The 7,231-nt window shown below is 74.0% G+C and carries 6 protein-coding genes and 1 pseudogene; 2 read left to right on the top strand and 5 right to left on the bottom strand.

Features of this window, described 5'->3' with window-relative positions; translation table 11 throughout:
• Positions 1 to 339 (top strand): annotated as a pseudogene (locus tag ACFQE5_RS16495) (cytochrome ubiquinol oxidase subunit I); the annotation flags it as partial.
• Positions 340 to 612: 273 nt separating this feature from the next.
• On the opposite strand, the gene ACFQE5_RS16490 reads toward ACFQE5_RS16495, so the two are convergent.
• On the bottom strand, positions 613 to 843 hold the full coding sequence (locus tag ACFQE5_RS16490) for a hypothetical protein (RefSeq protein WP_379586108.1): 231 nt from the start codon (positions 841 to 843) through the stop codon (positions 613 to 615).
• Here ACFQE5_RS16490 and ACFQE5_RS16485 point away from each other — a divergent pair.
• The gene (locus tag ACFQE5_RS16485; RefSeq protein ID WP_379586106.1) at positions 836 to 1,231 is read left to right on the top strand and encodes a VOC family protein; all 396 of its coding nucleotides are present in this window, start codon (positions 836 to 838) and stop codon (positions 1,229 to 1,231) included. The two genes, ACFQE5_RS16490 and ACFQE5_RS16485, sit on opposite strands and share 8 nt — an antisense overlap.
• Before the next feature lie 7 nt (positions 1,232 to 1,238).
• Here the strand turns inward: ACFQE5_RS16485 and hutI are convergent, their stop codons facing one another.
• The 4 genes from hutI to hutH form a co-directional block, all read right to left on the bottom strand.
• Positions 1,239 to 2,465 carry an imidazolonepropionase gene (gene hutI / locus ACFQE5_RS16480; RefSeq protein WP_379586104.1) on the bottom strand — a complete coding sequence of 409 codons (1,227 nt, stop codon included), beginning with the start codon at positions 2,463 to 2,465 and terminating at the stop codon, positions 1,239 to 1,241.
• Positions 2,466 to 2,583: 118 nt separating this feature from the next.
• Positions 2,584 to 3,930: a formimidoylglutamate deiminase gene (locus ACFQE5_RS16475; protein ID WP_379586102.1), complete on the bottom strand. Its 1,347-nt coding sequence runs from the start codon at positions 3,928 to 3,930 to the stop codon at positions 2,584 to 2,586.
• Positions 3,927 to 5,588 carry a urocanate hydratase gene (hutU, locus tag ACFQE5_RS16470; protein ID WP_379586100.1) on the bottom strand — a complete coding sequence of 554 codons (1,662 nt, stop codon included), beginning with the start codon at positions 5,586 to 5,588 and terminating at the stop codon, positions 3,927 to 3,929. The genes ACFQE5_RS16475 and hutU overlap by 4 nt, the downstream gene beginning before the upstream one ends.
• Before the next feature lie 70 nt (positions 5,589 to 5,658).
• On the bottom strand, positions 5,659 to 7,197 hold the full coding sequence (gene hutH / locus ACFQE5_RS16465; RefSeq protein WP_379586098.1) for a histidine ammonia-lyase: 1,539 nt from the start codon (positions 7,195 to 7,197) through the stop codon (positions 5,659 to 5,661).
• Positions 7,198 to 7,231: the final 34 nt, after the last annotated feature.

Here is a 7,231-nt window from a genome sequence, read left to right as displayed (position 1 = left end):
ATCTCCTCGGTCGGCGCGTTCATCCTGGGCGCCTCCACCCTGCCGTTCATCTGGAACGTGTTCCGCTCCTACCGCTACGGCCGCGTGGTCACCGTGGACGACCCCTGGGGCTTCGGCAACTCCCTGGAATGGGCCACCTCCTGCCCGCCGCCGCGGCACAACTTCACCGAGCTGCCCCGCATCCGCTCCGAACGCCCCGCGTTCGAGCTGCACTACCCGCACCTGGTCGAACGCTTCCGGGCCGAGTCCCACGGCGGACGGCTTCCCGCACCATCGGAGATGGCCGCCTACGGCGTCGGCCCGGAAGTCCATCCCGAGGACGATCCGCGCTCCCGCTGAGCGGAACGCGGGCCGGGTGACACGTACGGCGAGGAGGTCCGTTCGTGGAGCCTGGAGATGACGCGCCTCCACGAGGACCGTGTCGCCACCTTCGACGATCCGTTTGATCTCGAAGTTCTCGAAGTCCTGCGGACTCCGACCGATGACGCCCTCGAGAACGGCCTGCGGACCGATGAAGGCCCCACCCGGCCAGTACGTGACGTGCTCCGCCTCGTACCACTCGACCTCGTCGTGAAGGATCTCGAGCAGCGGGCCCGGCGACCCCCGGCGGCCTCAGCTGACGAGCGCGACGGGCGGCCCGAGATCGGCGGCGTTGCGGGCCGGTGCGGCGTCCGGCCGGCCAACGGGGTGAGCGCGGGCCGCAGGTTGATGGTCGGTGGCCGCCGGTGGCTCCATCACGTCGATCCGGGGCACACCGCAATCGATCCGCGGCGAGCGATGAGTTCCACCGCCGGCGGCGGTCTTCACAATCGACACCCCGAACAAGGAGGAGCCGATGAGCACCGGCAACACCACCGGCGTCAGCAAGATCGCCAAAGTCATCGTTCCGGTCGAAGACGTGGACCGGGCGATCGAGTTCTACACGGACCGGCTCGGGTTCGAGAAGCGCACCGACCTCCCGATCGGCGGCAACTATCGCTGGGTCGAGGTCGCTCCCGCCGGCGCCGACACAGTGATCGCCATCTGCCCTCCGGGGCCGGACGGGAAGGTCGGCGGCAAGCAGACCGGAATCAGCCTCCAGACCGCGGATATCGATGCCTACCACGCGCAGCTGAAGGCCAGTGGCGTCGATGTCGACGCCGAGGTCAGCCGGATGGGGGACCCGGTCCCGCCGCTGTTCTGGCTCCGCGACCCGGAGGGAAACGCGCTCATGGTGGCGGAGGTCCGCTGAGGCGGCCTCATCCGAGGGCCGGCGGGGCGGCCGCTGCGGGGCTGACCGACCCGGCGGCGGAGGCGACGCCCTCACCACCCGGCGACAGCGCGCGGGCGATCGGCACGCCGGGGCGATAGGCCAGATGCAGGTGACTGGGCGCGTCCAGGACCGTGAGATCCGCCCGCCGCCCCGGCCCGAGCACCCCGACGTCGTCGCGGCGCAGCGCCCGCGCACCACCCGCCGTTGCCGCCCACAGCGCTTCGGCGGGTGTCATCCGCATCTCCCGCACGGCGAGCGCGATGATCAGCGGCATCGAGGAGGTGTAGCTGGTTCCGGGGTTGCAGTCGGTCGCCAGCGCCACGGTGGCCCCCGCGTCGAGCAGCCGCCGAGCGTCGGGGTAGGGCGATCGCGTCGAGAACTCCACGCCGGGCAGCAGCGTGGCCACCGTGGTTCCGGCGGCGAGGGCGTCGACGTCGGCTCTGGTCAGATGGGTGCAGTGGTCGACGCTCGCCGCGCCGAGCTCGACGGCCAGCGTCACCCCAGGCCCGGCCGAGAGCTGGTTGCCGTGCACCCGCAGCCCCAACCCGGCGGCCGCCCCGGCGGCCAACACGGCGCGGGCCTCGTCGCCGTCGAACGCGTGCGGGCTCGCCGGTTCGCAGAACACGTCGATCCAGCGCGCGTGCGGCGCGCAGGCCGCCAGCATCTCCCCGGTGACGAGCGCGAGGTAGGCATCGCGGGCCGCGCCGGTGGGCACCACATGTGCCCCGAGGAAGGTCGTCTCGGCCGTGACCTCGGCGGCCAGCCGCAGCGCGCGCACCTCGTCGGCGACGGTCAGCCCGTAGCCGCTCTTGATCTCCACGGTGGTGGTGCCCTGCGCCCGCAGCTCGACGATGCGCGCGGCCAGCAGCGCACGAAGCTGCGCGTCGGTGGCGCGCCGGGTGGCGGCGACGGTGGCCGCGATGCCGCCGCCGTCGTAGCGGGCGCCCGCCATCCGCGCGGCGAACTCCGCCGCCCGGTCCCCGGCGAACACGAGATGGGTGTGGGCGTCGACGAAGCCGGGCACGAGGGCCCGGCCACCGAGGTCGACCCGGGTGTCCGCGTCCGGGGCGTGGGCGGCCGGGCCGATCCAGGCGACGCGGTCCCCGTCGACGACGAGCGCAGCGTCGGTGAGCACACCCAGCGCCGAGCCGTCCCCGACGCCGGGATCGTTGGTCACCAGCTCGCCGATACCGGTGATCAGAACGCTCCCCACAGCCCACCTCCCCACCGGCCGTTGCCGCGAACGCGACGTTTCTGCGGTGCAGAGCGTGATCGAACGGCACCCCCGTCGCGTTCGCAGCGTCGCTGACAGGTCCGCGCCCGCCGGCCGCTCATCGGTCCACCCACAGCGGCTCGATCGCGGCGCGCAGCAGGGCCGCGACATCCCCGAGCCGATGCCGCCCATCCTCGACCACGAGCTGTCCGTCGACGATCACGGTGTCGACGTCGGCGGCCGCGGCCGCGTAGACGATCTGGTCCGGCGCCGCGCCCGCGGTGCGAACGGTGTCGCCGCGCACCGCGACGAGGTCGGCGCGGGCCCCGACCTCCAGCCGGCCCACATCCGGCCAGCCCAGACAGTCGTGCCCGGTCAGCGCCGTCAGCAGCGCGTCCGGGCCGAAGCGGCCGCGCCGGCCGGAGGTCAGCCGCTCGTGCATCTCCAGGGCCCTCGCCTCCTCGAACGGGTCGATCAGCGCGTGCTGATCGGTACCCAGCACGAGCCGGGCCCCGGCCTCGCCCAAGGCCCGGGCCGGCCCGATGCCGTCGGCGAGGTCTCGTTCGGTGGTCGGGCAGAGGCAGACCGCGGTGCCTGCCTCGCCGAGCAGCGCGATATCGGCACCGGTCGGATGGGTGACGTGCACCGCGGTCGTGTCCGGGCCCAGCAGCCCGTGGTCGGCCAGCAGCCGGGTGGGCGTGCGGCCGTAGTACGCCAGACAGGCCTCGTTCTCGGCGGGCTGCTCGGACAGGTGCACATGCAGTGGCCGCCCGCGGGCGGTTTCGGCGACGACGGACAGGGCCGGGCGAGGAACCGCCCGCACCGAGTGCAGGGCCACCCCGACCCGCAGCCCCGGGCTCTCCCTCAGCGCCGCCACCCGCTCGGCCCAGGCGCCGACGTCGCCGTCGGAGAAGCGCCGCTGCACCTCGTCGAGCGGCCGATGGCCGCCCGGGCCGAGGCCGCCCGCGAGATAGCAGGTGTCGATCACGGTCAGCCGGACCCCGGCGTCCGCGGCCGCCTCCCGCAGCGCGGCCGCCATCGCGTTCGGCTCCGCGTAGCGCACCCCGCCCCGCCCGTGGTGCAGGTAGTGGAACTCCCCCACCGTGGTGAACCCGGCCAGCGCCATCTCGGCGTAGGTGGCGCGGGCCAGCGCCCGGTAGGAGTCGGGGTCGAGCCGCCGCGCAAGCGCGTACATCCGTTCGCGCCAGGTCCAGAACGTGCCGCCGCGGTCGTGGGTGCGCCCGCGCAGCGCCCGGTGGAAGGCGTGGCTGTGGGCGTTGGCCAACCCGGGTAGCACGATCCCGGGCAGCCGGGCGGCTCCCGCGGCGGCGGTGCCCGCGGTGATTGCGGCGAACCGCCCGTCGGCGATCTCGAACCTCACGTCGGTGGCGGGTCCGGCGGGCAGCAGCGCCTGCGCGGCGAACCATGCCGACGGTTCGCTCGCGGGCTCGCCGCGCAGGCTCACCGCGGCCGCTCCGCCATCGGGATCCGCAGGCCGTGCGCGGTCGCGACCCGCTCGGCCTGCGGGTACCCGGCGTCGACGTGCCGCAGCACGCCGGTACCCGGATCGTTGGTGAGCACCCGCTCGATCTTCGCGCGGGCCAGGTCGGTGCCGTCGGCGACGGTGACCTGTCCGGCATGGATGGATCGTCCGATACCGACGCCGCCGCCGTCGTGGATCGACACCCAGGTCGCCCCCGAGGCGGTGTTGACCAGGGCGTTGAGCAGCGGCCAGTCGGCGATCGCGTCGGAGGAGTCGGCCATCGCCTCCGTCTCCCGGTACGGCGAGGCGACCGAGCCCGCGTCGAGGTGGTCACGACCGATGACGATCGGCGCCCTCAGCTCGCCCGCGGCGACCATGTCGTTGAACCGCATCCCGGCGCGGTCCCGCTCGCCGTGGCCGAGCCAGCAGATCCGCGCCGGAAGGCCCTGGAAGGCGACGCGCTGCTGGGCGGCCCTGATCCACCGATGCAGCTGGTCGTCGTCCCCGAACAGGTCGAGGACCGCGGCGTCGGTGGCGCGGATGTCGGCCGGGTCGCCCGACAGCGCCACCCACCGGAACGGGCCCTTGCCCGCGCAGAACAGCGGCCGGAGGTAGGCGGGTACGAAGCCCGGGAACGCGAACGCCCGCTCGTAGCCGCCGCGGCGGGCCTCGTCGCGGAGGGAGTTGCCGTAGTCGAACACCTCGGCGCCCGCGTCGAGAAATCCGACCATCGCCTCGACGTGGCGGGCCATCGACGCCCGCGCCCGGTCGGTGAACTCCTCCGGCTTGCGCCGCGCGTAGTCGTCCCAGTCCTCGGTCGAGATCCCCTCGGGCAGGTAGGACAGCGGGTCGTGGGCCGAGGTCTGGTCGGTGACGATGTCGACGGGCACGCCGCGGCGCAGCAGCTCCGGGAGCACGGTGGCGCAGTTGCCCACGACCCCGACCGATGCCGCCCGGCGCTGCGCCCTGGCCCGCTCGCAGCGGGCCACCGCCTCGTCGAGATCCGGAGCCAGCTCGTCGAGGTAGCGGGTGCGCAGCCGGCGGTGCAGACGCTCGGGCTCGACGTCGACGATCAGGCAGACCCCCTCGTTGAGGGTGACGGCGAGGGGCTGCGCCCCGCCCATCCCCCCGCAGCCGCCGGTGACGGTGAGGGTGCCGGCCAGAGTCCCACCGAACCGCTTGGCGGCGACCGCGGCGAACGTCTCGTAGGTGCCCTGCAGGATTCCCTGGGTACCGATGTAGATCCACGATCCCGCGGTCATCTGCCCGTACATCGTCAGGCCGAGCCGTTCGAGCCTGCGGAACTCCGGCCACGTCGCCCATTCCCCGACGAGGTTCGCGTTGGCGATGAGCACCCGCGGCGCCCATTCGTGGGTGCGCAGCACGCCGACGGGCCTGCCGGACTGCACCAGCATGGTCTCGTCGTCGCCGAGGGTGGTGAGGGTGCGCACCATCGCGTCGAAGGATGCCCAGTCGCGGGCGGCGCGGCCGGTGCCGCCGTAGACGACCAGATCGTCCGGGCGTTCGGCGACCTCGGGGTCGAGGTTGTTGCAGAGCATCCGCAGTGGGGCTTCGGTCTGCCAGGAGCGGGCGGTGAGCGCGGTGCCGCGCGAAGCGCGGACGGGGCGGGCGCCTTTCATGGTCTTCCTCCCTTCGGGCGGCTCGTGAGCCGCGAGCAACGCCGCACCGGCCCCGCCGCTCACGGGCGGGTCAGCGCAATGGGCCGGTCACCGATTCGGCCGCGGCGAGCGCCGCGCCCGAGGACACGTAGGCGACCGCGGCCTCGATCTCGGGGGCGAGGTGGCGGTCGGGGCCGGGGCCGCCGACGTGGGCGCGCAGCCCCGCGACGACCGCCCCGGTGGCGGGCGCGGGCGCCAGGGGGTGGCGCAGATCCTGGCCGCGGGCGGCGGTGAGCAGCTCGATCGCCAGCACCCGGGCCAGCCCGTCGATGCTCCGCCGCAGCTTGCGGGCGGCCGCCCAGCCCATCGAGACGTGGTCCTCCTGCATCGCGCTGGACGGGATCGAGTCCACCGACGCCGGCACGGCGAGCCGTTTGAGCTCGGACACGATCGCGGCCTGGGTGTACTGCGCGATCATGTGTCCGGAGTCCACCCCGGGGTCGTCGCCGAGGAAGGCGGCGAGCCCATGGCTGCGGGCGACGTCGAGGAACCGGTCGGTGCGCCGCTCGGCGATCGAGGCGACGTCGGCGACCGCGATCGCCAGGAAGTCCAGCACGAAGGCGAGCGGGGCGCCGTGGAAGTTGCCGTTGCTCTCCACCCGGCCGTCGAGGGTGACGACCGGGTTGTCGATGGCGCTGGCCAGCTCCCGGTCGGCGACCAGTTCGGCGTGCACGAGTGTGTCGCGGGCGGCCCCGTGGACCTGCGGAGCGCAGCGCAGCGAGTAGGCGTCCTGCACCCGGGTGCAGTCCGGGGTGCGGTGGCTGGCCATGATCCCTGACTCGGCCAGCAACGCGCACAGGTTCGCGGCCGCGTCGGCCTGCCCGGGGTGCGGTCGCAACGCCTGCAGGTCGGCGGCGAACACCGCGTCGGTCCCGAGCAGCGCCTCGACGCTCATCGCGGCCGTGACGTCCGCGGTACGCAGCAACCGGCGCAGGTCATGGCAGGACAGCACCAGCATGCCGAGCATGCCGTCGGTCCCGTTGATGAGGGCAAGGCCCTCCTTCTCGGCCAGCACCACGGGCGCGATGCCGGCCGCGGCGAGCGCGTCGGCCGCGGAACGTCGTGCCCCCCCGGCGTCGCGGACCTCGCCCTCCCCGGTCAACGCCAGCGCGCAGCAGGCGAGCGGGACCAGGTCTCCCGAGCAGCCCAGTGAGCCGTACTCGGGGACGACCGGGGTGATGCCCGCGCTGATCAGCGCGGCGTAGGCACGCGCCGTTTCCGGTCGGATCCCGGTCCGCCCGGTGGCGAGCGTCGCCAGGCGCAGCACCATGAGCGCGCGCACCACCTCGCGCTCCACCTCCGGGCCGGATCCGGCGGCGTGTGAGCGGACCACGCTCTGCTGCAGACGCGCGCGCAGCGGTGCCGGAATATGCCGGGTCGCGAGGGCGCCGAACCCGGTGGACACGCCGTAGTGCGGAGCGGGGTCCCCGGCCAGTGCGTCGATGACGGCACGGCTGCGGGCGATCTCGGCCTCCGCCTCCGACGACAGCACGACGGGTGCTCCGCCCCGGGCGACGGCGACGACATCCGTCGCGCACAGCGGGCCGGTTCCGAGGATCACGGCGTCCATCACCCCATAGGACACCCAAACCGTCGCCGCCGCC

The sequence above is a fragment of the Pseudonocardia hispaniensis genome (assembly GCF_042658695.1).
Classification (GTDB): domain Bacteria; phylum Actinomycetota; class Actinomycetes; order Mycobacteriales; family Pseudonocardiaceae; genus Pseudonocardia; species Pseudonocardia hispaniensis.
Note: the sequence above shows the minus strand (reverse complement) of the source record. Positions and strands in the feature narration are given on the sequence as shown.